Consider the following 23,790-nt stretch of genomic DNA (forward strand, 5'->3'; position numbering starts at 1 on the left):
ATCTTTTTGAGAGGTTGGCTTATTCAATATATTGAGGTCTCGTGAGAATTTGGAATGTATACAGTTAAACTACGTATTTAATTCTATATATTAATCGGGGGTTTTAAAAGGTCTTTTTCAAATGAATATGGAATATATTTCTTTTGTTATGCATGTAAACTTATTTGTAATTAATTTTGAACATTCAGAAAAACCAATTGACATTAGGAAATTATTGCTATAAAATCAACGGTAATTGCATAGTCTTATCAAGAAAAGGTGGAGGGACAGGCCCGATGAAACCTTGGCAACAGCCGTATAACGGAATTGTGCCAAATCCTGCAGGTAATAATCCTGAAAGATAAGAAAGAGCCTTTAGAGCGTGTTTTCAAACTGCTCCTTTCTTGTTTTCAGGAAAGGAGCAGTTTTTTTATTTTGTATAAAAGAAAGGAGAATGAGAGATGGGAGAATCATGGGGAAAAGGAACAATTTGTGTGCAAGGTGGCTATACACCAAAGAATGGTGAACCGCGTGTTTTACCGCTTTATCAAAGTACAACGTATAAATACGATACTTCGGATGATTTAGCGGCGCTATTTAATTTAGAGGCAGAAGGATATATCTACACGCGTATTGGAAATCCTACTTTAGCTGCATTTGAGCAAAAGTTAGCGGATTTAGAGGGTGGTGTAGGAGCTGTTGCAACGGCTTCTGGGCAGGCTGCTATTATGCTTGCCGTTTTAAATATTTGTAGTAGCGGAGACCACTTGCTTTGTTCTTCAACAGTTTATGGCGGAACGTTTAATTTATTTGGAGTGAGTTTGCGTAAGCTTGGTATTGATGTTACGTTCTTTAATCCGAATTTAACTGCTGATGAAATTGTGGCCCTTGCTAATGATAAGACGAAACTTGTTTATGCAGAATCGTTAGGAAATCCAGCGATGAATGTTCTAAATTTCAAAGAATTTTCAGATGCAGCGAAAGAGTTGGAAGTACCTTTTATCGTGGATAATACATTAGCAACTCCTTATTTATGCCAAGCATTTGAACATGGAGCAAATATTATCGTTCATTCTACGACGAAATATATTGATGGTCATGCAAGTTCTTTAGGTGGCATTGTTATTGACGGAGGGAACTTCGATTGGACAAATGGGAAATATCCTGAACTTGTTGAACCGGATCCAAGTTATCACGGCGTAAGTTACGTTCAAAATTTTGGTGCAGCAGCTTATATTGTGAAGGCACGTGTTCAATTATTAAGAGACTACGGAAACTGTATGAGCCCATTCAATGCGTATATTAGCAATATCGGCTTAGAAACGCTGCATTTAAGAATGGAGCGTCATAGTGAAAATGCTCTCGCAGTTGCTAAGTGGCTTGCTAACCATGAACGTATTGAATGGGTGAATTATCCGGGATTAGATAGTAATGAAAATTACTCGTTAGCACAAACGTATTTGAAGAAAGGTGCTAGTGGTGTTTTAACATTCGGCATTAAAGGGGGATTAGAAGCAGCGAAAGAATTTATCGCAAATGTAAAACTAGCAACTCTCGTAACGCATGTAGCTGATGCGCGAACTTGCGTCATACATCCTGCTAGCACAACGCATAGACAATTAAGTGCTGAGGATCAGCGTTTAGCTGGCGTCACATCAGATTTAATTCGTTTATCGGTCGGTATAGAAGATGTTTCTGATATTATTGCAGATTTAGAAGCAGCGCTAGTCGGAGGCAAAGAACATGCCGATCATAATTGATAAAGATTTACCAGCTCGCAAAGTGTTGCAGAAGGAAAATATTTTTGTAATGACGAAGGAGCGAGCAGAAACACAAGATATCCGGGCATTGAAAATTGCTATATTAAATTTAATGCCTACAAAGCAAGAAACAGAGGCGCAATTACTTCGTTTAATTGGCAACACACCGTTGCAATTAGATGTTCATTTGCTTCATATGGAATCGCATTTGTCCCGTAATGTAGCACAGGAACATTTAACGAGTTTCTATAAAACATTTCGTGATATTGAGAATGAGAAATTTGATGGACTTATTATTACGGGAGCACCAGTTGAAACTCTTTCTTTTGAAGAAGTAGATTATTGGGAAGAGCTTAAACGTATTATGGAGTATTCAAAAGAGAATGTAACATCTACGCTTCATATTTGCTGGGGGGCACAGGCTGGTTTATATCATCATTACGGCGTTCCAAAGTATCCTCTTAAGGAAAAAATGTTCGGTGTATTTGAACATGAAGTCCGTGAGCAACATGTGAAATTGTTACAAGGGTTTGATGAATTGTTTTTCGCCCCGCATTCTCGTCATACAGAAGTACGAGAGAGTGATATTAGAGAGGTGAAAGAATTAACATTATTAGCAAACTCTGAGGAAGCGGGTGTGCACCTTGTTATTGGGCAAGAAGGAAGACAAGTGTTTGCGCTCGGGCATAGTGAATATAGTTGTGATACGTTAAAGCAAGAATATGAACGGGACCGCCAAAAAGGGTTAAATATTGATGTGCCGAAAAATTATTTTAAGCATAATAATCCAAATGAGAAACCACTTGTAAGGTGGAGGAGCCATGGGAATCTATTATTCTCTAATTGGCTGAATTATTACGTGTATCAAGAAACCCCTTATGTACTATAAAAAGATTGTGTAACACGTGGTAACGTTTTCTTTGTAAAGATCAGCTTATATTTTTCCGAATGTTCAAAAAACATTGTTTTTCAGATTTTTTACTCATATAATTTCATCTAAACACAATTTTTGAGGGGTGGACAGTATTATGAAAGAAATTCAAGTTGGTTTATTAGGTCTTGGGACAGTTGGTAGTGGTGTAGTTCGTATCATTACAGATCATCAAGAGCGACTTATACACCAAGTAGGTTGTCCTGTAAAAGTAACGAAAGTACTAGTACAAAATATTGAAAAAGAGAGAGAGGTAGAGGTACCTTCTACTCTATTAACACAAGATGCAAATGAAATTTTAGATAATCCAAATATTGACGTTGTCATTGAAGTGATGGGTGGCATTGATGATGCAAAAGTATATATTTTGCAAGCTTTACAAAGTGGGAAGCATGTTGTGACTGCCAATAAAGATTTAATGGCGTTACATGGTGCGGAACTCTTAGCGGTAGCAAAAGATAATAAAGCTGATTTGTTTTATGAAGCAAGTGTAGCTGGAGGGATTCCGATTTTACGAAGTATCGTAGAAGGACTTTCTTCCGATCTTATTACGAAAGTAATGGGAATTGTAAATGGAACGACAAATTTTATTTTGACGAAAATGTCAGATGAAGGGAGAGCATATAACGACGTGTTAAAAGAAGCTCAGCAACTTGGATTTGCAGAAGCAGATCCAACATCAGATGTGGAAGGTTTAGATGCGGCAAGAAAAATGACAATTTTGGCTACCCTTGGTTTCTCTACAAATGTAGAGCTTGGAGATGTGAAGGTAAAAGGGATTACTTCTATTACAGAGGAAGATATTGAATACAGTAAGAGTTTAGGATACACGATTAAATTAATCGGTCTTGCGAAGCGGGATGGTGAAAAATTAGAGGTTACAGTTGAACCGACGCTACTTCCAAATACACATCCTCTTGCGGCCGTGCAAAATGAATATAACGCTGTATATGTGTACGGTGAAGCGGTCGGGGAAACGATGTTTTATGGACCAGGTGCAGGAAGTTTACCAACAGCAACAGCTGTTGTTTCAGATTTAGTAGCTGTAATGCAAAATATTCGATTAGGTGTAAACGGAAATAGTGCGGTATCCCCGCAGTATAAAAAGGTATTAAAAGAGCCAGACGAAATTGTTGTGAAGAAGTTTTTAAGACTTCATGTAAAAGATGAAATTGGTGTATTTGCAAAAATTACTTCATTGTTCTCTGAGCGTGGTGTTAGTTTTGAAAAGATAATTCAAATGCCGCTTGAAGAGAAAGGAAAAGCTGAAATTGTAATTGTAACGCATCGTGCGTCTCTTGCTGATTACGAGTACATTCTACATACATTGCAAGGGTATGAAGAAATAGATTGTTTGAAAGCAAACTATCGAATTGAAGGGGATGCTAAGTAGTATCTCCTCTAATAAAAAACCTATTAAGCAGCTTGCTTAATAGGTTTTTTTCTATTTAAAATCTGCGTGCCAATTTGAATAAATGCTTGGATAATCCAGCCTGTTGTAAAGGATAAGATGATTGTTCCAAAATAGATAGGTCCATCCAATAAAAAGCTTAATGTTAAAAATAAAAACGCTAATGAAATTTCTGTTCTTCTAAACGTCCACTTCTTTTTCTCAGCAACGGTTAAAACGAAAGCTTCTTGAGGCGCCGCGCAAAGGTTTGTAGAGACGTAAAGACCGATTCCAGCTCCAACAAATAGATTTCCACAAATAAGTGTTATATATTTTGGAAGAGAGCGGATAGCGTCCATAATAGTTGTAATGGAACCAATCCAATCAACAAAAAGCGAAATAAGAACCATCGTCACAATTGTACCAATTGTTATTTGTTTTTTATTCCAAAAGAGTACGATAAGTGTAAATGCAAAATTAATCATGAAAATCCAAAAACCGATACTTATCCCAAAATTTTGATATAGTGCAATAAAGAAGGAATCATAAGGGCTAAGTCCAAAGGAAGTAATTGTCGTCATCATATTAATACCGATGGCGAGAATAAGTAGACCACCAATGAAAAATATATATTCTAATTTGAATCGAAGCATAGTTGTATATCCTTTCAAAATGTATTTGCTAGGAAAGGATATATTGTGGAAAGCTTACCAGGTCAAGGGAGAATTTTTGCGAGAAGGGGAAAATGAGATGACGAATATAAGAAAGATTGCTGAACTTGCTGGGGTATCTGTTTCAACTGTTTCACGTGTACTGAATAATCATCCATATGTGAATGAACAGAAACGAAAAGAAATTTTAGCAATTATAGAAGAATTAAATTATACGCAAAATGTGAATGCAATTCATTTAGTGAAAGGAAAAACGAATGTCATTGGCGTTTTATTACCGCACGTAAATGATCAATATTATAGCGCTATTATCGAGGGAATATCAAAGGAAACAGCAAAAAATAATTATAATATGATGCTTTGTCAGACGAATTATAGTGAGGAAAGAGAATTAGAAATTTTGAATATGTTAAAAATGAAAAAGCTTGATGGGGTTATTATATGTTCCCGGGCAAATAGTAAGGAAAAGCTTGAAGAATATACGAAATTTGGTCCAATTGTTATGTGTGAAGAAATAGAATCGAATTTCATTTCGAGTGTGCATATTGATTACTATAAAGTCTTTTCGCGCGGGATGAAGAGCTTAATAGATGCTGGCCATACAAGTATTGGGTATTGTATTGGAAGAAATAATAGTATTAATAGTCAGAGAAGAAAACAAGCATATGAGGATTCGCTTCAACAGGTTGCTATAACACCGATAGAGGCCTGGAAGTTTAAGGGCTGTTTTACGGTGGAAGATGGGCGTAATGTAGTCAGAGAATGGGCTCGTATGTCTGTAAAACCGACGGCGTTTCTTGTATCTTGCAACCATATTGCAGCGGGTATGGTAACAGAGGCGAAAAAACAAGGAATTCGTATTCCAGAAGATATTACGATTATCGGCTGTGATGATCAAGATGTGGCAGATATTTTAGGCATTACGACGATTTCATATTCTAGTAAAAATGTAGGCGTGAAGGCATTTGAATTATTATATGAAAAGATTAATGATGAGAAAATAGATGTAAAGCACGTAGAGTTATTGCCAGAATTAGTACATAGGGAAACAACATAATAGATAAGGTGTGAAAATCGCTTTTCAAAATTGCGTTTGGTATAATTATGGACAATCTATAAGGGCTAAAAGGGGTTTTGATATGAGATCAAAAGTAGTAAAAGTAATTCTACTCATTACAATTGCATCTTTCTGTTTATTTGCATATGGCTTTGTTTCAGGTGTAAATGATGTATTAAATCCGAAAGCTTCAAATTTAATTAAAAAGACCGATGTAGTGGCAAAAGAGAAAAAGAAAACGGGAACGTTACAAATCGTTAGTTTAGGTGATTCATTAACACGTGGTGTTGGTGATAAAGAAGGAATTGGCTATATTGGACGGGTGAAAGAAGATTTACAAAAAGATTATAAGCAAAAGGTTGCCTTAACGAACTTAGCTGTTAGTGGTGCGAAAATGCCTGATTTATTAAAACAAATGGAGAGTAGTGGCGCTCAATATTCAATTAAGCAAGCAGATGTAATCGTTTTAACGATTGGAGGAAATGATTTATTTCCAGGTTGGGAATCGCTTGGAAAGATAGATTTAGAAACATACCGTCCTGATACAGAAACATTCCAGAATGAAGCGAAGAAAATTATAGAAGAAATTCGTAAGTTAAATACAGATAGCCCTATTTTTTGGCTAGGTTTATATAATCCTTTTGAAGATGTAGAAGATTTAAAAGGGTCTTCAAACATTGTTGTAGATTGGAATGCATCTTTAGAAAAATTGGCGATAAATAATAAAAATGTGTATATTACACCGACATTTGATTTATTCCAAAACCGAGGGAAAGATTTATTATACTCCGATCATTTCCATCCGAATGAAGTAGGGTATACATATATGGCGGACCGATTAGTTCAAAATGTTACGAGTAAATTAAAACTAGAACAAGGAGGGGTAAAATGACGACGATACTTTCCGTACGAGACGTGAAGAAGGTAATTGGAAAGAAGACAATTGTAGAGAATATTTCCTTCGATGTAAAACAAGGAGAAGTGTTTGGCTTCCTAGGACCGAATGGCGCCGGGAAAACGACTACCATTCGAATGTTAGTTGGATTGATTAAAGAAACAGAAGGTACGATTTCTATCGGTGGTTATTCTATTAAGGAAAATTTCAGAGAAGCGATGCGTCAAATTGGGAGTATCGTTGAAAACCCAGAACTGTATACATATTTAACGGGATGGGAAAATTTAAAACAATTTGCCCGTATGCTGGGTGATATATCAGATGAACGTATTATTGAAATTGCTCAAATGGTTCATTTGGATGAAAGAATTCACGATAAGGTAAAAACATACTCACTTGGTATGAAACAGCGCCTTGGCATTGCGCAAGCGCTTCTTGGAAACCCAAAATTGCTCATATTAGATGAGCCAACAAATGGTTTAGACCCAGCTGGAATTAGAGAACTTAGGGAATTTATACATAAGCTTGTGAAAGAAGAAAATATGAGTGTGTTTATTTCAAGTCACTTGCTAAGTGAAGTACAAATGATATGCGATCGGGTTGCGATTATTCATAAAGGAAAAATGATAACAGTTGCCAAGGTTGAAGAGTTAATTAAAACAGCAAGTGATCGTGTAGAATGGATTGTTACACCGATTTCTAAGGCAAAAGATATGCTAGAAGATGCTGAAGAAGTAAGAGAAGTGAGTATAGAAGGTGACCGATTACTATGCCGCATGGATATCTCATCTATAAGTAGTTGGAATAGACACTTTGTAGAAAATGGGATAGATGTGCATAGTGTTAAGGAGCTTGTATTTACGCTAGAAGATTTATTTATTGAACTCACAAGGGGTGAGCAGCATGCGTGAATTTGCGAATCTAGTCTTAAATGAATCGGAAAAAATTTATCGTAAGAAACGTATTTTTGTTGTCATGCTTATTTTAGCAATCTTGATTCCACTTTTCGTGTATGCGCAGTATCGTGAAGTAGAAACGACACAGAAAAGACTAGGTACAACGGATTGGAAAGTTTCATTACAACAACAAATTGTTGATTCTCAAAACCGCTTGAACAACTCTAGATTACCAGAAGAATGGCGTGATTGGCTAAAGGTAAGAGTGGAGCAGCAACAATATTATTTAGATCATGATATTAACCCGATGGCACCGGGCGCACCAACTTTTGTAAGGGCGTTTATTGAGCAAGGAATTACATTGTTTATTCCGCTTCTTGTCATGATTGTCGCTATTGACATTGTTTCAGGAGAAAGAAGTGATGGAACGATGAAAATGTTGCTCACGCGGCCGATTCGGCGCTGGAAAATACTCCTTAGTAAGTACGTGACGATGTTATTTTTCATTTCACTCATACTGCTTCTTGTAGGTGTATTTGCTTACGGATTATCCGGGCTTGTATTTGGATACTCGGGATGGAATTTACCGGTTTTAACAGGGTTTGTTATTGATAAAGAGAACCTAAATACAAACTTCGTACATCTTATTCCGCAGTGGCAATACATCTTGATGGCGTATGGATTAGCTTGGTTTGTTGCTATCGTTGTCGGAACTATATCATTTATGGTTTCCGTTTTAATTCGCAATACGCCGGCTGGAATGGGTGTTATGTTAGCCGCGTTAATTGCAGGAGGCATTTTAAGTTCATTCGCAACATCTTGGGAAGGTGCGAAATATATTTTTAGTGTGAACTTATCGTTAACAGATTATTTATCAGGGAAATTGCCTGCATTACAAGGTTTATCGATGGGATTTTCTTTAATGAATTTAACGGTTTGGGCGGTCGTATCTCTTATTATTTCATTTGTAGTATTTACAAAGCAGGATATGGTGAATTAATTGGACAGGAAGTGAAGTCATGGAAAACGTTTTGAAGAATGATTGGGGACCATTATTGGCGTCAGAATTTGAGAAAGAATATTATCGTACGTTAGCTGTTTTTTTGAAAGAAGAGTACAGTACGCATGTTGTTTATCCGAAGGTAGAAGATATTTTTAACGCCCTTCAGTATACAAGTTATGAAAATACAAAGGTCGTTATTTTAGGGCAAGACCCATATCATGGACCGAATCAAGCGCATGGTTTAAGCTTTTCTGTACAACCTGGTATTAAAACACCACCATCATTGTTAAATATGTATAAAGAGCTTCGAGATGAATATGGATGTGAAATTCCGAATAATGGTTATTTAGTAAAATGGGCAGAGCAAGGAGTGCTACTATTAAATACTGTATTAACAGTTCGACAAGGTGAAGCAAATTCTCATAAAGGAAAAGGATGGGAGCACTTCACGGATCGCGTAATTGAGCTATTAAATGAACGTGAAAAACCGGTTATTTTCATATTGTGGGGACGTCATGCACAGGCGAAGAAAAAGTTAATTACGAATACGAAGCACCACATTATCGAATCTGTACATCCAAGCCCATTGTCAGCAAGACGCGGTTTCTATGGTAGTAAGCCATACTCTAAAGTAAATACGATTTTAGCAAATATGGGCGAGAGAGAAATTGATTGGGAAATTCCAAATTTGTAAAGTGAAACTTTAATCAGTGGGAGTTTTACTGCCCGTTAATGCGGGGTAAATAAAAAAGGTAGTTAACAGTCGTTAACTACCTTTTTACTATTGTTGTTCGTTCTTTAATTTTGCATCTAGTACAAACGTACCGAATGGGATAATTGATGAAACAAATGCCCCAAGTGCCCATAAAATTGATTTACGGTGTACGATTGTTACTTGAATTACTGCAAAGATGAATAGAATAAATAAAACGCCATGAGCCATGCCTGTGATTTTAACAGCTGTTGCAAATCCTGCGAAATATTTTAATGGCATTGCTACAAATAATAGTAGTAGGAAAGAAATCCCCTCAATGAGTCCGATTGCTCTTAATCGTCCGATTGGTGTAGATAACATGTAAAGTAGCCTCCTTTAACGTATGCTTGTTTATAGTAAATTTGTATTCTTTTTCAAAATAAAATAGTCTAGTTTGTTTCATTATATACAAAAAGAAACTTTACACTACGAGAATAGTGCAAAGTTCAAAATATAGTCACAAAAGCAGGACAATTTAAATAAAAACCTATTTGAAGTGTTTGACTTCAAATAGGTTTTATGAGTGAAAATATTAAACAAGCGCTTCTCTTTTTAATACGAACTTCTCTACAACCTTTGCAACGCCATCATTCATATTTGTATCTGTTACGTAGTTTGCAATTTCTTTAATATCATCTGGTGCATTGCCCATTGCAACACCAAGACCAGCGAATTCGATCATCGCCTGATCATTATAGCTATCGCCCATTGCGATAACTTCTTCACGCTTAATGCCTAGCTTTTGGATTAGTTGGTTTAAGCTTGTTCCTTTTGTAACACCAGCTTCAGTAAATTCTAAGAAGAATGGTTTTGAACGCATCACGCTTAATTGGCCTTCTAGTTGCTGTTGTAGTTTCTTTTCTACTACAACAAGGCGTTCAGCTTCTTTATTCATTAATACTTTTACTACAGGCTCTTTAACAGCAGCTTTAAAGTCATCTACTACAACAATTGGCATACCAGTAATATCGCCCTCAATTTCAGTATAAGGATTATTTTCTTCTGTTACGATATCATCGCCAATGTAAGTATGAATCCATACATCTTCAGTTTTACTAATTTCAAATAGGTTGTGAACGATTTCAGGAGATAGCGTACTACTAAAGATTTCTTCGTTTGTTTTACAGTTAATAATTTTTGCACCATTAAAAGATAGAATGAAACTGCCGTATTCTTCTAAACGAAGTTCTTTCGCTACATTGCGCATACCAAATGTTGGACGTCCAGAAGCAAGTACAACCTTTACACCTTGCTCTTGTGCAGTCATTAGAGCCTCTTTCGTACGAGGTGAAATGGTATGGTCGTCACGTAATAAAGTATCATCTAAATCTAAAACAATCATTTTATAAGTCATATTGAAAATTCCCTTCTTTATTTAAATAGAAATACATGTTCATGAAGATATTAAGAAATAATAGTAAGACATCGAACTTCTTCGGAAAGAAATAGATAAATTACCATGAGCGTATTGCCCATGATAATTTATCGTAACAACTCTAAAGGTAGAGTGCAATAATGGAAGTTTTCCAATTTACGATAGTTGTTTTTCTGTCGAACGAGAAAATAGTATTTCGAGCAAAATTGCCATTACAGATCCAAGAACGAGACCGTTACTTAAAAATGATGCTAGAAATGGTGGGAGCGTAGAAAATGCTCCAGCTGGAACGAACATAACTCCGACTCCTGTAAAGATGGAAAGACCCGCTACTTTAAATAATCGTTCTTTATCTTGTACTGTGTCGTATTCACGGAAAGCTAGACCAATCATACTTGCAAATACAGGATAGATAGCAGCATAACCAACTGCAACTGGGATTGCTGCAAAGAATGAAGTGATTTTTGGGAATATACTAACGGCAATAATAAAGCTCGATCCTAACATAAATGGGAGTCGCTTATAAATATTAGTCGTTGCAATAAACCCTGCTGATCCAGAAATGGCGACAGGTCCAATAGCTGAGAATAGACCACCTAGTAATTGATTGATTCCTGTTATAATGCCGGCTTGTTTGAAACGATCTGGTGCGGCACCTTCTTCATACTTAGAGACAATCTTTTGCACAACACGAATACTTGCTAACATATTTGTTAGAAGTAATAGTGTAACGAAAACTACCGTAATTGCCATGTTCCATTCAATGCGAGGCATTCCGAAAACAAATAGGGATGGAAAACGGATTACATCTGTCACAGGCGTTACTGGATTAGATAATCCGAAGCATGCAAATAATATCCAGCCGCAGACAATACTGAAAAGAACGGAATATTGTCCAATAATAGGTAGCTTCATAATGAAAAAGGATAGTAAAATAACAATGAGTGAAAGAATAAATACGTCAGCTTGTACTTCTGTATGTTGTCCGTCAAGGCCAAACATTCCCTTTAAGAAGGAACCACTAAGTTGTGCGACAAGAAGAAATAAATATGTTCCAATGACTGTCGGTGTAAAATAGCGAACTAGCTTATCGATGAGTCCGAAAACACTAAGAATAATACAAATGATACCACTTAATAGGAAGGCGTATTGAAGGACTTTAAGCGTTTCATTGCTTGATCCAAATAATACGACACCTAAACTTGCATAAAGGGAGAAAATCCCCCACCAAAGGCCTGCAGGACCTTCTTGAATAGGAAGTTTATGTCCAAAAATAGCTTGCAGTAGACCAGCGAAGCCAAGAACAAATAATGTTCTTTGTACAAATGCAATAGCTTCAGCTCCATCGAGGCCATAACTAGTTGCGACGCTAATTGGTACAATAAGGCTCCCAGCTAAAATAAATAGCGCCCATTGTAAGGCGGAAAGAAATGTTTTCATTATATCAACCTCTTTCATAGATTCCGTATCTAGTATATATGTATTTCATTTCCACTGGCAAAGATTGTAGATAGAGAAAAGAGTTGAAACACGATATGAATGCACGTAAGCAATTATGGATAGCAGTTATATGCATGACTTTTGTTGTAATTCTAGGAACATTAGGATTTATGACAATTGAAGAGATTAGTTTGTTTCAAGCATTTTGGATGACGATGATTACCGTATTAACTGTTGGATATGGAGACGCCGTTCCTGTAACACATGCAGGAAAAGTTTTTGCGCTTCTTATTATACCGGTTGGCGTCGGTATCGTTACGTATGCAATTGGTGTAGTGGCAGCTATGATTATTGAAGGGAATTTATTTCATGCAGTACGGAGGAAGAAGATGGATAAACAAATAGCACAGTTACAAAATCATATTATCGTATGTGGTTGCGGTAGAGTGGGGCTTCAAGTTGTACATGAATTGCAAGAAAAGAAAATTCCATTTGTCGTCGTGGATAAAGATGAAAGTATATTGGAGAAGGAAAAACTTTTGTATGTACATGGGGATGCAACGGAAGACCAAGTGTTACATCATGCTGGAATTTCAAAGGCAGCCGGTCTAGTTGCCATTGTAGCCAATGACGCCGAAAATGTATTTATTACATTAACGGCAAGAGGAATAAACGATGCAATTAAAATTGTGGCAAGAGCGGAAAAACCTGAAACCGAAGACAAATTACGGCGGGCTGGGGCAAATAAGGTGATTAATCCATCTAGCATGGCAGGAATTCATATTGCAAAAGGTATTGCGAATCCGCTAACAGTTCATTATATTGATACAGTATTGTATGGCGTGGATCAGTCATTTGTAATTGAAGAAATCGCAGTCGGAAAAGGCTCTATGTTAGCTAGTAAATCGTTACTAGAGAGTGATGTGAGAAATCAATTTGATGTAACAATTTTAGCGATTTTGAGAAATGGGAATGTTATACATAATCCGACGGGGCAGGAAAAATTGCAAGAACATGATATGATAATAGTATTTGGTTCAGTAGAGAAGCTGGGGCAATTTGAGAAAGAAATACAAAGTACGAGGTGATAAGGAATGCAAATATCGAGCGATAAGATTTTAAATAAAATGGCGAATGAAATTGCAAAGGCAAAAAGTAGTGAAGGGCAAAAATCAAAAGATCATTTATTAGTTGTGCGCGCTTTATGTGATTTACTATTAGATGAACAGGCTGAATCTCCTACGTATAGAGAGCCGCAAATTCAATCGCAAGTAATTGGAACGCAGCCTATAACGACAGTTCAACCGGTTATGCCAGTTTCTGGAGAACCTGTGTATATAAAAGAAGAAGGTGCAAATGGTAATTCATTATTTGATTTTTAATGATTAAATCGTTTGGCTTATATGAAAAAATTGCTTATGATAAAGGTAAAAAAGGGGAATTAAGATGAAAATTTTCTTTTTACTAGGTTGTATTGCAGCGGGATTATCTGTTGCGTTAGGGGCTTTTGGAGCACACGGTTTAGAAAATAAAGTTTCTGCAAAAATGTTAGAAGTTTGGAAAACTGGTGTTACATATCAAATGTTTCATGCAGGTGGACTATTCGTAGTTGCTTTATTAATGGATAAGATTCAATCATCACTTTTAACTACTGCTGGCTGGCTTATGGTAGCTGGGATTATTATGTTTTCAGGTAGTTTGTATGCATTAAGTACGACAGGTATTAAGTTCTTTGGCCCAATTACACCTCTTGGTGGTGTAGCGTTTATCGTGGCATGGATCTTAGTCGGAACTGCAGTTGTAAAAGGGTTATAAAAAACAAAAGCTGGCATACGCCAGCTTTTTTTATGGTCTTGGAGCATAAGTTGCTTGTTGACTAGGTAAATACATAATTTCTTCTGGGAATTCTACATAATCTAAGTAAATCATTAGTAGTAAATAACGTTTTCCTGATTGTGGCTCACTAATTACGATATGATCACGACCAGCTGCTTCGATAATACCTGTATACGATTGTGTACCGAGTGAGCTACCACGCTCATAAGTCATTACAACTGTGGCTTGCTTGCCCTTGTTCAAACGAAGAATATTTTCAATATACGACTGTTCTAATGGTAACATGCCTTGAGAAACAGCATATTGAGCTTGCGCAGCTTGTTGTTGCATCGCTTGCTGTTGTTGCTGTTGCTGTGGGGTCATTTGTTGCGGTTGTACGTAAGTTCCAGATGGTTGATAGAAACCTGTTCCGTAATACGGGTTTTGTTGCTGTGCCATTCAAAAATCCCTCCTCATTATCAATCCTTAATATACGCCAGGACAATCCTCGCCAGATGGCTGGAAGAAGCAGTGCTTTTTGAAGCGACCAGAGTTTTGTTGATTATACCAAGTTGGTGGACAAGGGCCTTCAGGTCTAAAAAACCACAAGGAAAAGTTAGCAGGCCAAAAACGTTGTCCTTGAATCGTTCGCCTTGCTAATGCGATATCTTGTTCTCTTGCACGCTGATAAAAATACCCTTTTTGCGTTGCCTCAAAACCGCCAGGATTTTGATACACCATTTGACGTAAATTACGTATTTTTTTAAAATCTAAACAATTTCCGCGGACACGATTTACACCTACGTTTCCGACCATTAACATTCCTTGTTGCCCTTCTCCTTCGGCTTCAGCACGCATCAGTCTAGCTAATAACTTTACATCTTCTTCGTTATAAGCAATAACGCCCATTATGTGTCACCTCTCTTTTGGGAATACCTTTTGGAAAGAGGTTATTTCTAGATGAAGTGTGGAACAATTACTAGTTCATACGTATGAGGAAAAGGACTCAGATATGACAACCAAACGAAGTTTTACATTGAGAGAGGAAAATAAAAAAAGCTAGCATGAGCTAGCTTTTCATCATTAAAATACTTTAGACCATAAGTTTGAGAAGAAATCACCGATAGAGCGCATTGTTAATACGAACCAATTTGCTTTTTCAACATCTTCTGTCGTTTTTGCAGTAACTTTCATACTTTTACTACCGTCTAAGAAACCATATTTATCAGTTGATTCTAAAGTAATTGAGCCTACTTTGGCATCTTTCTTAATAGGAGCAACTAAATGGCCATCTTCAGCAAGTGATTTACTTGCTTCCGTCCCAATTTTGTAAGTGGGTTTGCTCCCTTTTTTCGTAATCACCGTTATTTCTTTCTCGGGTGCAACTGTTACTTGATCTTCTTTCCCCTGTACTACAGGGATTGTATTGTTTTTATCAATTTTTAATTTTTGTTTTTCAAAGTTATTAAATCCATATTCAATTAATGCACGAGATTCAGTGAAACGCTCGTCCATTGATTTTGTTTTAATAATAACTGAAATAAGGCGTAATTCACCACGTTTTGCTGTAATAGTGAATCCGTATCCAGCAGTATCAGAACTACCAGTTTTTAAACCGTCTGTTCCTTCATAAGAGAAAGCGGCACCTGGTAACATCCAGTTCCAGCTTTCCATACGAATTGGTTTCGGATGATTATCTGGGAAGTTTCTAAATCTTTGTTTTGTATCCTCTAGCATTTCTGGATACTTTGTAATCATTGCTTTTGAAAGCATACCCATATCGCGAGCTGACATGGAATTTTCTCCATTCGGATCAGTTCCTTCAGGATGTTTTCCCTTTAAGTCAGCGTTGTTTAACCCAGTAGCGTTTACAAATTTATATTTCTTTAACCCTAGTTTTTTTGCATGTTCATTTGCAAGATTTAAGAAGTTTTTCTCACTTCCTGCAAGAAGTTCTGCTAAGGCAATACTAGATCCGTTTGCAGAGAAGATAACGATAGAATGATATAATTCTCTTACAGTATATTGACGTCCCTTTTCGAATGGAACGTTAGAGAATTCATTATTACGTGAAACTTCATAAGCGTAATCAGAAATGTTTACCTTTGTATCCCAAGTGATTTTACCCTCTTTAATTGCTTCTAATACGGCATAAACAACAATTAATTTTGACATACTAGCGATAGCTAGTAATTCATCTGGATTTTGTTCATGCAGTATTTTTCCTGTATCTGCATCAAATAGAAGTGCAGCTGCTGCCTCAATATGTATTTTTTCTTCCGCATGGGATGTTGTTACTCCTAAGGAAGAAATTGACAATAAAAGCGCTAGTAAAATAGACAAGATTTTCTTCATATAGATTATCACCTTCGCATCGTTATTAGCATGTAGCTCGTCCCATTTTAGCATAAATTTGGATATGAAAAGGTTACAATTTCACACGGAATTTGAAAAGAATTTGTCGATTTTTGTTCAAAATTGCAGGGAAAAGGAGGTTTTTGGGGATAAATATAGAGAAGAATAAAAAAAGGAACGAATTTCGTTCCTTTTCACCATTTATATGTGTAAAAATTTCTCTACTTTTTCATCTGGTAAAATATTTCCAACGAAGAATGTCCCAAATTCACCATAACGAGCACTTACTTCATCGAAGCGCATTTCATATATAAGTTTTTTAAATTGAAGAACATCGTCAGCAAATAATGTTACGCCCCATTCGAAATCGTCGAATCCAACAGATCCTGAAATGACTTGACGTACCTTACCTGCGTATTGACGACCAATTTTGCTATGACTGTACATCATTTTTTTACGCTCTTCCATAGGAAGCATGTACCAGTTGTCATCACCTTGGCGACGCTTGTCCATTGGGTAGAAGCAAATGTGATTTGCTTTTGGTAGTTCTGGATATAAGCGAGCTAAGATTTGTGGATTTTGGTATGGATCTTCATCAGCTGGAAGGTAGTTGCTTAGTTCAACAACAGATACGTAAGAGTATGCAGGAACCATATATTCAGCTAATGTTGTTTTATTCAATTCTGTCTCAATTTCATTTAACTCTTCCATTGTTGGACGTAAAATCATAAGCATAATATCAGCTTTTTGGCCAACAACTGTATACATTGCATGACTGCCTTTTTTTGCAGCAGCTACTTCGTTCCATTTTTCAACGACATTTAAAAATTCAGACACTGCCTGTCCGCGTTCGTCGCTAGATAATGTTTTCCATGCAGCCCAATCAATAGAACGTAAATCATGTAAACAATACCAGCCATCTAACGTTGTTGTTGCTTCACTCATTCTATTCACCTCAGTTAATGATAGTTTTACACGTTAACTATAGCATATATAGTTTTAAAATCATCTATATAAAACCTTGGCGCATAAAATTGTCACATTTAAATTTATGTGAAAATAGGAGAAGATAAGGCTTAAAGGGGCTTTATTTCTAGGCTGAATTTTATGAAAATATAATCATTTTCATTTTATCTATTTTTTGGGAGCTATAAGTTTAAAATATAGAGGAAAAGCAGTATTCTTAAAGATAGAGTTTTTTTAACATATGTAGGAGGGTTTATTCGTGAGCAACTTATTTACAACAGTAAAAGAAAAAGTTCAAGGAAAAGGCATTTCTATCGTACTTCCTGAAGGAACTGATGAAAGAATTTTAGGCGCTGCAGAGCGTTTAGCAAAAGAAGAGTTAGTAAAACCAATCTTAGTTGGTAATAAAGAAGAAATTAGCGCAAAAGCTGCTAGCTTGAATTTAACATTAGCAGGCGTTGATATTTATGACCCAGCTACATACGAAGAAATGGATGCGATGGTAGCATCTTTCGTTGAACGCCGTAAAGGTAAAGCAACTGAAGAAGACGCTCGCAAAATCCTTAAAGACGAAAACTACTTCGGTACAATGCTTGTATACATGGGCAAAGCACACGGTTTAGTAAGTGGTGCAGCTCACTCTACAGCTGATACAGTTCGTCCAGCACTTCAAATCATTAAAACAAAACCAGGCGTTACAAAAACTTCTGGCGTATTCATTATGGTACGTGAAGAAGAGAAATATGTATTCGCTGATTGCGCAATTAACATTGCACCAAACAGCCAAGACTTAGCTGAAATTGGTATCGAGAGTGCGAAAACTGCTGAACTATTCGGTATTGATCCACGCGTTGCTATGTTAAGCTTCTCTACAAAAGGTTCTGCGAAATCTCCAGAAACAGAAAAAGTTGTAGAAGCAACTCGCATTGCAAAAGAAATGGCTCCAGAACTAACTTTAGATGGAGAATTCCAATTCGATGCTGCATTCGTACCATCTGTAGCTGAGAAAAAAGCTCCAGGTTCTACAATTCAAGGTGATGCTAACGTATTCGTATTCCCAAGCTTAGAAGCTGGTAATATTGGCTACAAAATCGCTCAACGTTTAGGTAACTTCGAAGCAGTAGGACCAATCTTACAAGGTTTAAACATGCCTGTAAATGACCTATCTCGTGGATGTAACGAAGAAGAAGTGTACAAGTTAGCTTTAATTACAGCAGCTCAAGCACTTTAATTCTATAATGAATTGAAATAAAGACCGTCGCTATAATAGCGACGGTCTTTATTTTTCTAAGCCAAGTGCTTTATTGTTACGATCAATGATACGTTGTAAATTCGTCTCATATAAAGGAATTTCATCTACTGTTAATGGAGATGGTGTTAACTTTGGAGCGAATTGCTGCAGTGTTTTTAAAAGGCGCATCATTAAATCTTGTACTGTAATGGTTTCGCCAAGTAGTTCTGAAAGTGAAGCCATCGTACTCGGTACAATTTCAGGGTACGTAAAGCGTGTTTCTTCTCCTTGAATGGCTAGGTTGTAGAAATCACGAACGAGTGCGGCACGCTCAGAGCCACTTCCTGTAGCACAGAGATAAATTTGGACAGCGACACCACCGCGAATACGGCGCTGTGAAATACCAGCGAATTTTTGATCGCGAATACTCAAGTCATAGCTACCAGGACAGTAAGAGCCAACAATTTCTTTTGCCTCGATTGTAACGTCGTAATCTTTTAACATTTCCTGAATTAAATGCCACATTGTATCGTATCCAAGATCAATATCGATACCTTTTTCTGTTTCTTGGAATAAAAGTGATACGTTTAACACACCTTCATCAAGCACAACTGCAAGTCCACCAGAATTACGAACGATAACATTGAAATTGTTTTCTTTTAAAAAGGAAATACCTTCTTCCAAGTGTGGTAGGCGTGAATCTTGAATGCCAAGGACAATTGTATTGTGATGAACCCAAGAGCGCATTGTTGCAGCTGATTCGCCCTTTCCGATACTTGTGCATAATGTGTCGTCCATTGCAAATGACTGCAATGCATGGAATGTTGGTCCCAAGCTAGACTGATCTACAATACGCCACTCTGGCTGAGATAAAATGGAACGGGAATTGCTCATATAACTAACCCCTTATCTTTAAAATGACAATCTCTATTATAGCAAAAAATAATGAAAGTAGTTTTTAAGAGGGAATCTTACTGAATTGTAAGGTTATCGTAAGGAAAGTGAATTGGTTAAACGAGCTGCGACAGTTAAACTAAGAGATGCAATGATGATTTTAGGAGGAATACAGATGAAAAAAGTTAAATTAGGACTCGTAGCGATTATGTCGGCTGCCGTATTTAGTGGCTGTTCTATTATGGATATGATTGCACCACAAGCAAAGGGCGTTGTTATGTACGGAGATGAAACAGGCGTTCAAAAAACAATGGATCAATATAAAGATAAAATTGAATCTCAAAATAAATTTGAAGCAAAACTAGGTACTGTTAATGAGAAAAAGGTTTTAATTATGAATAAAACAACAGCTGAAAAGATGGTAAAAGAAAACATGCTGAAAAAAGTAGTGAAAGAAGATGTAGAACCAATTAAAGCATTGCCGGCTATTTCTGATGAAGCTGGAATTGTATTTGCTAAAGAGGAACAAAAAGATGTAGTAATTGATGGAAAGAAAATGAAGTATGAAGGTAATGTAGTAATTGGTGATGCGCGTAAATATACAGATATGTATGCGGTTGTTAGTGATACGGAATATGCAAAAATAAGTGAACCGGTAAAAACGATTGGATTAGCAGCTTTTAAAGAGAATCCAAAGGAAAAGATTTTCCCAGATATAAAGAGAGGTTCTAACGTAGAAGAAGCACATATGGTGGAAGTGAAATAATAAAAAGGATGCATGTAATGCATCCTTTTTATTCTGCAATTTTTTCTAAGTTACCATTTCGATCCATTCGGAAAGATGTTTGAGAACGTTCTTCGTCATCCATGACTGCTAACTTACGAGCTCGGTTCATGATGTTCATAAGTGTTTCGTAATCTTCTTGTACAGTATGAGATTGTTGTTCTAATTTTTCTAGTTTCTTTTCTAGTTCTTCATTTCGAAGGATTTGTGCTCTAATTTCTTGTTTCAATCTCGTATTCTCGTTTTCAAGAGCTGTCACTTTTATATTTGAAGAGCCGACTGTTTGTAAAAAATAAATAACATCTTGCATTGTCATAGAGCCTTTCGCAGCAGGAACAGTAGATTCCTGATAGGGAATAGCTTCTTTATATTGTACAATTGATTCCTCTTGTACTAGTTCTTCATAATCAGTTATCGAATCTGAAGCTGGTGGTGTATAAAGTAAACGTTTTTTCGCTTGTTCACCGCTTGCAGCACGCATTTTATCTTTACGATGTTTTTTTGCTAGTTGAAGAGCTTGTTCATAGCTATAGCGAACAACAGCATTCCAACGGAAACCACAGGCAGCAGATGTACGATTTAATTGATCTCCTACTTCTTCAAATGCATTTAATTGAGTGCTTCCTTCTCGAACGTGACGAAGTACAGTTTCAGCAAGTAATAAATCGTCCTCATCCGTCCAAGCATCTTGTCTTACTTTCATAGATTCAACTCCCTTTCTTTTTATGAACTTCCTATTTTTATAATGGGCAAAAAAATGAGCTTTTATACAAAGCTTTTAAAAATATGGTAGATTTCGATGAAAGGTGAAAATTTTGCGATGAATGATGAGAGCTTCTGTAGGAGAGCATATAAATATATAGCATTATATGAAGAAAGAGCGTCGTAAGGAAACTTGCAACGAGCTTCAAAGAGCGGTAAAATACCATTTAGTGTTTATTTTTAAATGTACTTGAGAAAAGTTTAAAATAGAGGAAGTGTTGTATAATGGGAAACGAATTTCGTGTGTGTGATGATTGTCAGGCAACGAACGTTAAAACGTTGATTCCGAAGTTAAAAAAAGTAGATTCATGTGCAACGATTGAAGTTGGATGTCAGTCTTACTGTGGCCCTGGTCGTAAAAAATCATTCGCATTTGTAAATAATCGTCCAGTTGCGGCTCCAACAGAAGATGAATTAATTACAAAGATTGAAGTAAAGTTAAATAAATAAGAAAAAGAAGAGTGAACAGATTACTCTTCTTTTTTTATGCCCATAAGAGGAAAGAATTATTCTTTGGAAGCTTAATTGTTGAGGGATAATGGTAAGTGATACATAGGCATTACCTGTTCATTAAGGCTTCAATTTAGATAAATTTGTATTTCAAAATAATAGTTGACAGTCTTTGGAAGCGATAGGTAGAATAGAAGGTGTCTGATTCTGAGAATCATTATCAAGGAAGGTCAATTCACCTAATTTTTTTATTACTATTTGAGAATAAATTTCATTTTATTAAATATATGTTGTTGGTTAGGATGGTTGAGGGATGGAAGCGAGCGCAAGGAGTATAGGACAACAAGAAGAGAATGTTAAAGAGATTAAGAGTAGGCCGCTCATTGCTTCTATTATTTTAGTAGCAGGTACAGTCTTGTTAGCTTTAAGCATGGCATTGTCTATTTCGTTTGGTGCTGCAGATATTAGTTTAAAGACTGTATGGCAAGCTGTGTTTCAGTTTGACGGTTCTATTACGCATCATAACGTAATTCAAGAACTTCGCATGCCTAGGGCAATAGGGGGCGTAGTAGCAGGTGCCTTTTTAGCGGTATCGGGAGCAATTATGCAAGGTATGACGCGAAATCCACTTGCTTCTCCATCGTTAATGGGAATTACAGATGGGGCTGTATTTGGGATTGCAATTATGTATGCATTTTTTCCTAATTCACCTTATTTAATGTTTGTCATCGCATCTTTTATTGGAGCTGCGTTTGGGGCGAGCATTGTATATGGAATTGGATCTTCTTCACCAGGTGGATTAACACCTGTGAAATTAGCTTTAGCAGGTGCAGCAATTAGTGCTTTATTAGGGGCCATCTCATCTGGAATTGCGCTGTATTTCAATCTTGCTCAAGAGGTGAGCATGTGGAATGCTGGCGGAGTTGCTGGAGTGAAGTGGGAAAGTATTAATATGTTAGTGCCGATTGGGCTTGTGTGTCTTTTTATTGCAATTATGATGTCAAGGTATATTACAATTTTGAGCTTTGGTGAAGAAATTGCGATTGGACTTGGTCAAAATACGACACTAATTAAATTTATCGGAACAGTACTTGTTCTTGTGTTAACAGGTTCTGCAGTTTCTATGGCAGGATCGGTTGGATTCGTTGGACTTGTCATTCCACATATGACTCGTTTCCTTGTAGGCTCAGATTATAGATGGGTTATTCCATGTTCTGCAGTCTTAGGCGGGCTGTTAATTGAATGTGCAGATATGTTATCTCGCGTTATTAACCCACCGTTTGAAACGCCAATTGGAGCAATTACAGCACTAATTGGGGTTCCATTCTTCCTCTATTTAGCACGTAACGAAGGGAGAGGAAAAATGTGAGGACAAGTGTCTTAACAAAAAAGAACGTTTCTATTTTAACAATTTTAGTAGGATTAATCGTCACTGTATTTTTAGTAAGTTTAAATACAGGAACATTTAAAATACCACCAATGGATGTATTAAAATCATTGGTTGGACTTGGGGCTGAAGATCAGTCTGTTATTTTATTTGAATTCCGTATGCCACGTATGGTTATTGCTATATTAGTTGGATCCGCTTTGGCGATGTCAGGTGCGATTTTGCAAGGATTATCGCGAAACCCACTTGCTGATCCAGGTATTATCGGTATTAACGCTGGAGCGGGATTAACAGTTGTTATATTCGTCTACTTTTTCTTCGGGAAAGTTGGGACTGGTACATTTTTATCTGTATTTATCCTTCCATTCTTCGCGTTAGTTGGTGCGATATTAGCAGCGGTTATTATTTATTTACTAGCATGGAAAGACGGCGTTTCATCTACTCGATTGATACTTGTTGGTATCGCTGTTGCAGCTGGGTTTGGAGCTGTTAGTTTAATTTTTTCTATGAAGATGACATCTAACGATTTCCGTTTTGCGACGATTTGGTTAGCAGGAAGTCTGTGGGGTACAGATTGGAAGTTCGTGCTAAGTGTACTTCCATGGATGGTTATATTCTTGCCACTTGCTATTAGTAAGGCGCACATATTAAATGTAATGAACCTAGGCGACTCTACAGCTGTTGGCCTTGGCGTAAATGTAGAAAAAGAAAGACGTAAATTATTATTTATTGCAGTTTGTTTAGCGGGTGCATCTGTCGCTGTTGCTGGAGGAATTGGTTTTATCGGTTTAATGGCTCCACATTTAGCGAGGCGCCTTGTTGGTGGTAAACATCAAATTATGCTGCCTACTGCTGCACTAATAGGGACGTTTTTACTTTTATTCGCAGACGTAATTTCAAGAAGTGTGTTACCAACTTCAGAAATACCGGTCGGTCTTGTTATTTCTGTAATTGGTGCACCATATTTTATATACTTACTTATGAGGACAAAATAA

Annotated in this window: 26 protein-coding genes and 1 riboswitch; of the genes, 16 read left to right on the forward strand and 10 right to left on the reverse strand. The window is 36.7% G+C overall.

All coding sequences use genetic code 11. The annotated features are described in order from the left end of the window. Positions 1-242 precede the first annotated feature (242 nt). Positions 243-347: riboswitch (SAM riboswitch) on the forward strand. 93 nt (positions 348-440) lie between these two features. The 3 genes from ACUN28_RS02050 (at position 441) to ACUN28_RS02060 (ending at position 4,063) form a co-directional block, all read left to right on the forward strand. Further along, positions 441-1,739 carry a bifunctional O-acetylhomoserine aminocarboxypropyltransferase/cysteine synthase gene (locus ACUN28_RS02050; RefSeq protein ID WP_016085402.1) on the forward strand — a complete coding sequence of 433 codons (1,299 nt, stop codon included), beginning with the start codon at positions 441-443 and terminating at the stop codon, positions 1,737-1,739. Then, a complete protein-coding gene (gene metA / locus ACUN28_RS02055) occupies positions 1,723-2,628 on the forward strand; it encodes a homoserine O-acetyltransferase MetA (RefSeq protein WP_016085403.1) in 906 nt (301 codons plus the stop codon). Before ACUN28_RS02050 ends, metA begins: the two co-directional genes overlap by 17 nt. Positions 2,629-2,767: 139 nt before the next feature. Next, a complete protein-coding gene (locus tag ACUN28_RS02060) occupies positions 2,768-4,063 on the forward strand; it encodes a homoserine dehydrogenase (protein WP_016085404.1) in 1,296 nt (431 codons plus the stop codon). A gap of 23 nt (positions 4,064-4,086) precedes the next feature. On the opposite strand, the gene ACUN28_RS02065 is transcribed toward ACUN28_RS02060, so the two are convergent. Next, entirely contained in the window at positions 4,087-4,713 is a 627-nt protein-coding gene (locus ACUN28_RS02065; RefSeq protein ID WP_016085405.1) for a YczE/YyaS/YitT family protein, read from the reverse strand. A gap of 97 nt (positions 4,714-4,810) precedes the next feature. Between ACUN28_RS02065 and ACUN28_RS02070 the strand changes: the two genes are divergently transcribed. The 5 genes from ACUN28_RS02070 to ACUN28_RS02090 are packed head-to-tail and all read left to right on the forward strand — an operon-like array spanning position 4,811 to position 9,276. Next, positions 4,811-5,788 carry a LacI family DNA-binding transcriptional regulator gene (locus tag ACUN28_RS02070; RefSeq protein WP_016136948.1) on the forward strand — a complete coding sequence of 326 codons (978 nt, stop codon included), beginning with the start codon at positions 4,811-4,813 and terminating at the stop codon, positions 5,786-5,788. 10 nt (positions 5,789-5,798) lie between these two features. Further along, positions 5,799-6,680, forward strand: a complete 882-nt coding sequence (locus ACUN28_RS02075; protein WP_116329605.1) for an SGNH/GDSL hydrolase family protein — start codon at positions 5,799-5,801, stop codon at positions 6,678-6,680. Further along, the gene (locus ACUN28_RS02080) at positions 6,677-7,594 is read left to right on the forward strand and encodes an ABC transporter ATP-binding protein (protein ID WP_000207734.1); all 918 of its coding nucleotides are present in this window, start codon (positions 6,677-6,679) and stop codon (positions 7,592-7,594) included. The genes ACUN28_RS02075 and ACUN28_RS02080 overlap by 4 nt, the downstream gene beginning before the upstream one ends. After that, the gene (locus tag ACUN28_RS02085) at positions 7,587-8,579 is read left to right on the forward strand and encodes an ABC transporter permease subunit (RefSeq protein ID WP_016085408.1); all 993 of its coding nucleotides are present in this window, start codon (positions 7,587-7,589) and stop codon (positions 8,577-8,579) included. Before ACUN28_RS02080 ends, ACUN28_RS02085 begins: the two co-directional genes overlap by 8 nt. 19 nt (positions 8,580-8,598) lie before the next feature. Next, on the forward strand, positions 8,599-9,276 hold the full coding sequence (locus tag ACUN28_RS02090) for a uracil-DNA glycosylase (RefSeq protein ID WP_016085409.1): 678 nt from the start codon (positions 8,599-8,601) through the stop codon (positions 9,274-9,276). A gap of 87 nt (positions 9,277-9,363) precedes the next feature. Here ACUN28_RS02090 and ACUN28_RS02095 read toward each other — a convergent pair whose 3' ends face one another. From ACUN28_RS02095 to ACUN28_RS02105, 3 genes are all read right to left on the reverse strand, one after another. Beyond that, on the reverse strand, positions 9,364-9,657 hold the full coding sequence (locus ACUN28_RS02095; RefSeq protein WP_016085410.1) for a DUF3817 domain-containing protein: 294 nt from the start codon (positions 9,655-9,657) through the stop codon (positions 9,364-9,366). A 211-nt stretch (positions 9,658-9,868) separates the two neighbouring features. Further along, complete coding sequence (locus tag ACUN28_RS02100; RefSeq protein WP_016085411.1) at positions 9,869-10,690, reverse strand: Cof-type HAD-IIB family hydrolase; 822 nt, start codon at positions 10,688-10,690, stop codon at positions 9,869-9,871. A gap of 177 nt (positions 10,691-10,867) precedes the next feature. Then, the gene (locus ACUN28_RS02105; RefSeq protein ID WP_016085412.1) at positions 10,868-12,151 is read right to left on the reverse strand and encodes a purine/pyrimidine permease; all 1,284 of its coding nucleotides are present in this window, start codon (positions 12,149-12,151) and stop codon (positions 10,868-10,870) included. Between the two features lie 95 nt (positions 12,152-12,246). Here ACUN28_RS02105 and ACUN28_RS02110 point away from each other — a divergent pair, with 95 nt between their 5' ends. The 3 genes from ACUN28_RS02110 (at position 12,247) to ACUN28_RS02120 (ending at position 13,966) form a co-directional block, all read left to right on the forward strand. Then, complete coding sequence (locus tag ACUN28_RS02110) at positions 12,247-13,239, forward strand: potassium channel family protein (RefSeq protein ID WP_016085413.1); 993 nt, start codon at positions 12,247-12,249, stop codon at positions 13,237-13,239. 6 nt (positions 13,240-13,245) lie between these two features. After that, on the forward strand, positions 13,246-13,533 hold the full coding sequence (locus ACUN28_RS02115) for a YwdI family protein (RefSeq protein WP_016085414.1): 288 nt from the start codon (positions 13,246-13,248) through the stop codon (positions 13,531-13,533). A gap of 64 nt (positions 13,534-13,597) precedes the next feature. Further along, positions 13,598-13,966 carry a DUF423 domain-containing protein gene (locus ACUN28_RS02120; RefSeq protein WP_000688322.1) on the forward strand — a complete coding sequence of 123 codons (369 nt, stop codon included), beginning with the start codon at positions 13,598-13,600 and terminating at the stop codon, positions 13,964-13,966. 30 nt (positions 13,967-13,996) lie between these two features. Here ACUN28_RS02120 and gerQ read toward each other — a convergent pair whose 3' ends face one another. From gerQ to hemQ, 4 genes are all read right to left on the reverse strand, one after another. After that, positions 13,997-14,425, reverse strand: a complete 429-nt coding sequence (gene gerQ / locus ACUN28_RS02125) for a spore coat protein GerQ (protein ID WP_016085415.1) — start codon at positions 14,423-14,425, stop codon at positions 13,997-13,999. Between the two features lie 27 nt (positions 14,426-14,452). After that, entirely contained in the window at positions 14,453-14,875 is a 423-nt protein-coding gene (gene cwlJ / locus ACUN28_RS02130; RefSeq protein ID WP_000538163.1) for a cell wall hydrolase CwlJ, read from the reverse strand. Positions 14,876-15,049: 174 nt separating this feature from the next. Then, positions 15,050-16,321, reverse strand: a complete 1,272-nt coding sequence (locus tag ACUN28_RS02135; RefSeq protein ID WP_016085416.1) for a serine hydrolase — start codon at positions 16,319-16,321, stop codon at positions 15,050-15,052. Between the two features lie 201 nt (positions 16,322-16,522). Next, positions 16,523-17,266: a hydrogen peroxide-dependent heme synthase gene (gene hemQ, locus ACUN28_RS02140; RefSeq protein WP_016085417.1), complete on the reverse strand. Its 744-nt coding sequence runs from the start codon at positions 17,264-17,266 to the stop codon at positions 16,523-16,525. A gap of 280 nt (positions 17,267-17,546) precedes the next feature. Between hemQ and pta the strand changes: the two genes are divergently transcribed. Next, the gene (gene pta, locus ACUN28_RS02145; protein WP_016085418.1) at positions 17,547-18,518 is read left to right on the forward strand and encodes a phosphate acetyltransferase; all 972 of its coding nucleotides are present in this window, start codon (positions 17,547-17,549) and stop codon (positions 18,516-18,518) included. A 48-nt stretch (positions 18,519-18,566) separates the two neighbouring features. On the opposite strand, the gene ACUN28_RS02150 is transcribed toward pta, so the two are convergent. Further along, positions 18,567-19,412, reverse strand: coding sequence for a lipoate--protein ligase family protein (locus ACUN28_RS02150; protein ID WP_016085419.1), 846 nt, complete (start codon positions 19,410-19,412; stop codon positions 18,567-18,569). Between the two features lie 175 nt (positions 19,413-19,587). Between ACUN28_RS02150 and ACUN28_RS02155 the strand changes: the two genes are divergently transcribed. Then, entirely contained in the window at positions 19,588-20,178 is a 591-nt protein-coding gene (locus tag ACUN28_RS02155; RefSeq protein WP_033659979.1) for a lipoprotein BA_5634 family protein, read from the forward strand. A 28-nt stretch (positions 20,179-20,206) separates the two neighbouring features. Here the strand turns inward: ACUN28_RS02155 and ACUN28_RS02160 are convergent, their stop codons facing one another. After that, a complete protein-coding gene (locus ACUN28_RS02160) occupies positions 20,207-20,899 on the reverse strand; it encodes an RsfA family transcriptional regulator (RefSeq protein WP_016085421.1) in 693 nt (230 codons plus the stop codon). A gap of 284 nt (positions 20,900-21,183) precedes the next feature. Between ACUN28_RS02160 and ACUN28_RS02165 the strand changes: the two genes are divergently transcribed. The 3 genes from ACUN28_RS02165 to ACUN28_RS02175 all read left to right on the forward strand — a co-directional run bounded on the left by ACUN28_RS02165 (position 21,184) and on the right by ACUN28_RS02175 (position 23,790). Next, the gene (locus tag ACUN28_RS02165) at positions 21,184-21,408 is read left to right on the forward strand and encodes a DUF1450 domain-containing protein (RefSeq protein WP_000526076.1); all 225 of its coding nucleotides are present in this window, start codon (positions 21,184-21,186) and stop codon (positions 21,406-21,408) included. A gap of 313 nt (positions 21,409-21,721) precedes the next feature. After that, positions 21,722-22,777 (forward strand): FecCD family ABC transporter permease, encoded by a 1,056-nt coding sequence (locus ACUN28_RS02170; protein WP_016085422.1) that lies wholly within the window; start codon positions 21,722-21,724, stop codon positions 22,775-22,777. Next, complete coding sequence (locus ACUN28_RS02175) at positions 22,774-23,790, forward strand: FecCD family ABC transporter permease (RefSeq protein WP_016085423.1); 1,017 nt, start codon at positions 22,774-22,776, stop codon at positions 23,788-23,790. Before ACUN28_RS02170 ends, ACUN28_RS02175 begins: the two co-directional genes overlap by 4 nt.

The sequence above is a fragment of the Bacillus sp. WC2507 genome (genome assembly GCF_052656125.1).

Bases quoted from the DNA above. Each gene is read 5' to 3' on its own strand.
- ACUN28_RS02090 (WP_016085409.1), top strand. From the start codon at position 8,599: ATGGAAAACGTTTTGAAGAATGATTGGGGACCATTATTGGCGTCAGAA.
- ACUN28_RS02100 (WP_016085411.1), bottom strand. From the start codon at position 10,690: ATGACTTATAAAATGATTGTTTTAGATTTAGATGATACTTTATTACGT.
- cwlJ (WP_000538163.1), bottom strand. From the start codon at position 14,875: ATGGGCGTTATTGCTTATAACGAAGAAGATGTAAAGTTATTAGCTAGA.
- ACUN28_RS02110 (WP_016085413.1), top strand. From the start codon at position 12,247: ATGAATGCACGTAAGCAATTATGGATAGCAGTTATATGCATGACTTTT.
- ACUN28_RS02165 (WP_000526076.1), top strand. From the start codon at position 21,184: ATGGGAAACGAATTTCGTGTGTGTGATGATTGTCAGGCAACGAACGTT.
- ACUN28_RS02150 (WP_016085419.1), bottom strand. From the start codon at position 19,412: ATGAGCAATTCCCGTTCCATTTTATCTCAGCCAGAGTGGCGTATTGTA.
- ACUN28_RS02160 (WP_016085421.1), bottom strand. From the start codon at position 20,899: ATGAAAGTAAGACAAGATGCTTGGACGGATGAGGACGATTTATTACTT.
- ACUN28_RS02120 (WP_000688322.1), top strand. From the start codon at position 13,598: ATGAAAATTTTCTTTTTACTAGGTTGTATTGCAGCGGGATTATCTGTT.
- ACUN28_RS02065 (WP_016085405.1), bottom strand. From the start codon at position 4,713: ATGCTTCGATTCAAATTAGAATATATATTTTTCATTGGTGGTCTACTT.
- ACUN28_RS02080 (WP_000207734.1), top strand. From the start codon at position 6,677: ATGACGACGATACTTTCCGTACGAGACGTGAAGAAGGTAATTGGAAAG.
- ACUN28_RS02115 (WP_016085414.1), top strand. From the start codon at position 13,246: ATGCAAATATCGAGCGATAAGATTTTAAATAAAATGGCGAATGAAATT.
- ACUN28_RS02135 (WP_016085416.1), bottom strand. From the start codon at position 16,321: ATGAAGAAAATCTTGTCTATTTTACTAGCGCTTTTATTGTCAATTTCT.
- ACUN28_RS02170 (WP_016085422.1), top strand. From the start codon at position 21,722: ATGGAAGCGAGCGCAAGGAGTATAGGACAACAAGAAGAGAATGTTAAA.
- ACUN28_RS02155 (WP_033659979.1), top strand. From the start codon at position 19,588: ATGAAAAAAGTTAAATTAGGACTCGTAGCGATTATGTCGGCTGCCGTA.
- metA (WP_016085403.1), top strand. From the start codon at position 1,723: ATGCCGATCATAATTGATAAAGATTTACCAGCTCGCAAAGTGTTGCAG.
- ACUN28_RS02050 (WP_016085402.1), top strand. From the start codon at position 441: ATGGGAGAATCATGGGGAAAAGGAACAATTTGTGTGCAAGGTGGCTAT.
- gerQ (WP_016085415.1), bottom strand. From the start codon at position 14,425: ATGGCACAGCAACAAAACCCGTATTACGGAACAGGTTTCTATCAACCA.
- ACUN28_RS02095 (WP_016085410.1), bottom strand. From the start codon at position 9,657: ATGTTATCTACACCAATCGGACGATTAAGAGCAATCGGACTCATTGAG.
- ACUN28_RS02060 (WP_016085404.1), top strand. From the start codon at position 2,768: ATGAAAGAAATTCAAGTTGGTTTATTAGGTCTTGGGACAGTTGGTAGT.
- ACUN28_RS02085 (WP_016085408.1), top strand. From the start codon at position 7,587: ATGCGTGAATTTGCGAATCTAGTCTTAAATGAATCGGAAAAAATTTAT.
- hemQ (WP_016085417.1), bottom strand. From the start codon at position 17,266: ATGAGTGAAGCAACAACAACGTTAGATGGCTGGTATTGTTTACATGAT.
- ACUN28_RS02070 (WP_016136948.1), top strand. From the start codon at position 4,811: ATGACGAATATAAGAAAGATTGCTGAACTTGCTGGGGTATCTGTTTCA.
- ACUN28_RS02105 (WP_016085412.1), bottom strand. From the start codon at position 12,151: ATGAAAACATTTCTTTCCGCCTTACAATGGGCGCTATTTATTTTAGCT.